The 2,285-nt window shown below is 40.4% G+C and carries 1 protein-coding gene; it reads right to left on the bottom strand.

Translation table 11 applies throughout. The annotated features are described in order from the left end of the window. Positions 1 to 1,230: 1,230 nt before the first annotated feature. The gene (locus NK987_RS21320) at positions 1,231 to 1,797 is read right to left on the bottom strand and encodes a cyclic nucleotide-binding domain-containing protein (RefSeq protein ID WP_259265496.1); all 567 of its coding nucleotides are present in this window, start codon (positions 1,795 to 1,797) and stop codon (positions 1,231 to 1,233) included. Positions 1,798 to 2,285 lie beyond the last annotated feature (488 nt).

Genomic DNA, 2,285 nt, shown 5'->3' with positions numbered 1-2,285 from the left:
ACGGTTCAATATTCGCTTGGCCTTCCATACGAAAAGACCTAATTGCTTACTTTGATGAACGGTTTGAAGGAAATGACACAGTTTAATGAACACTCCCAAATGAATTGGGTTTGGTTTTGGCTAATTTGATGTTTGATCGGGAAATTGGCTTTCCGCCAAAACAGGGAAGGTTATTTTTAACCACAGATTAAAAGGATGAAGCATATTCCTTTTGTCACTTTTTGTCTTACCACAAAAAGTAACCAAAAAAGGCAAGCGAAATAATCCTTCCTCCCACTAGGCCATCGCTGGCCCGGAATTTCGCCTCCCCACGCACTCTTGCTTCGAATGAAATTTTTACCAAAGTATGAATTTGAGTTTAGAAAGGTCTGGTAAAAATAAACCCCGAAGGGGTGGCATGTTTATAGAAAAAATGTGAAATGAATTGGGTTTGGTTTTGGCTAATTTGATGGTCGAGAGGAAAAAAGGCTTTCCGCCAAAACAGGGACGGAGATTTTAACCACAGATAAAATGGATTGGCGCAGATGAAAAATGTTCCCCTACGGCGGACAGGTTTAATTGATGTATTTGTTCTAATTGTTGTCTGCTACGCGTTGTCAGGTTATCAGCTTCGCGTTGTTGCGTTGTCTGAATGAAAAAGATTCTAATTTTAATAGGGGTTCCAATTGTTGTTGCTGAATCAAGTCTTGTTTCTTACGTCTAGCGTCTTGCGTCTTTTTTTTGTCTTGTGTCTGTTTTTAAAAATTCAAAGAAATGGTTCAACCTCATGTAGCGGGATGCCGGAAAAGGTGCAGAATTCCTGGACGGTGATGAACTGGTGGGGCTGTTTTTTGTATACTTCCCTGATTTTGTTCAACAGGTCTTGCGCATACCTCTCACTCTTGCCGGTGATGAGCTGGACGTCTTTCGGGTAAATGACACATCGCTTTCGGTACATGGGGCTTTTGGTTAATGGTTATTGGGTTAATAGTTATTTGGTTAATGGTTATTTGGTTAAGGGGTTAATTGTTAATGGTTACTTCGACTGCGCTCAGTACGGGTATTTGGTTAAGGGGTTAATGGTTATTTAATTAAGGGTTAATTGGTTAGGGGTTATTTGGTTAATGGTTACTTCGACTTCGCTCAGTACAAGTATTTGGTTAGAGGGAATTTTTTGAAAAGGCATGGGGGTATCGGGCCATATGGAGATGGAAAAGGGAAATAGGATTTTAATAAAGAAAGTTGGGGTAGTTAGCTTTTTCCTCTCAGGCGGTGGAGGGTTCTTTCGGGCAGGTTGAGGATGCCGCAAATATCCTTGATTTTGATCAATGCAAAGTCAGGGCAGATTTGGGGAAGTCTGCTGTACCTTGCCTTGGGGGACAGCCAAAGGACACTGGCCCATTCCAAATTCTGAACCACCACCTGATGGCTTAACCTTAAAATCAATTTGATGATGTGGGGCGCGGGAATCAATATGGCCTCTTCAAGCTCTTTCGGGATTTCACAGACCAAACAGTCTGTGTATGCCACTATGGAAAAGTCGGTAAGTTGCTCTTTTTCGAAAGATTCAAAATCACAGACCAAACAGTATTTGCTATATATTCTTCTGCAAACTTTCGAGCCCTGTTGGTTTTCAAACAAGGCCAAGGTACCTGAGATGAGGTATCTTCTGGTCGTTTCGATCTCATGGCAAGCTTTTAAAATTTGATTTTTGCTGTAGCTTTTGACTTTTAAAAAGGGCAATAGCTCATTGTACTCTTCGATCGGGATGGGTACCTGCGAGATGATGGTCCCCCCTCCTATTTTGTTTGATTCCATATAGTTGTGTTAAAAAATTACTTTACCTCTTGATTTCCTTGAACCGTTGCAAGGATGAAACGCCCAAAATATTTACAGAAATCCGCCTTTTGGGTCATCTGAAGGTGGTTTCTGTCCCATTTTCCATTTTCATGGAGACGATACTCTTATTATGATAGTTAATTTAGGAAGATCTTTATGATAACTGCAAGTTTATTTACAAAATATTAACATTTAAACTAAAAAAACTGCCTACAGGCAGGAAAAATTGCCGTGTTTTGAGTCTGCTGGGTTTTGTTGGGTTGAAAAAGTTCCGCCACGGTGGACAGGTGTAATTGTTGTAGTTGTTCTAACTGTTGTCTGCTTCACGTTGTCAGGTTAGGAAGGTTGTAATTGTTCTAGTTGTTGTAGTGGTTGTAATTGTTCTAGTTGTTGTAGTGGTTCTAATTGATCTAGTTTTTGATGGGGAACCAAGTCTTGGACCTTGTGTTTTTTTTGGTTGTCTGCTT

Source organism: Aquiflexum gelatinilyticum, from assembly GCF_024813435.1.
GTDB lineage: Bacteria > Bacteroidota > Bacteroidia > Cytophagales > Cyclobacteriaceae > Cognataquiflexum > Cognataquiflexum gelatinilyticum.
This window is presented reverse-complemented; position numbering and strand designations above follow the sequence as displayed.

Bases quoted from the DNA above. Each gene is read 5' to 3' on its own strand.
- NK987_RS21320 (WP_259265496.1), bottom strand. From the start codon at position 1,797: ATGGAATCAAACAAAATAGGAGGGGGGACCATCATCTCGCAGGTACCC.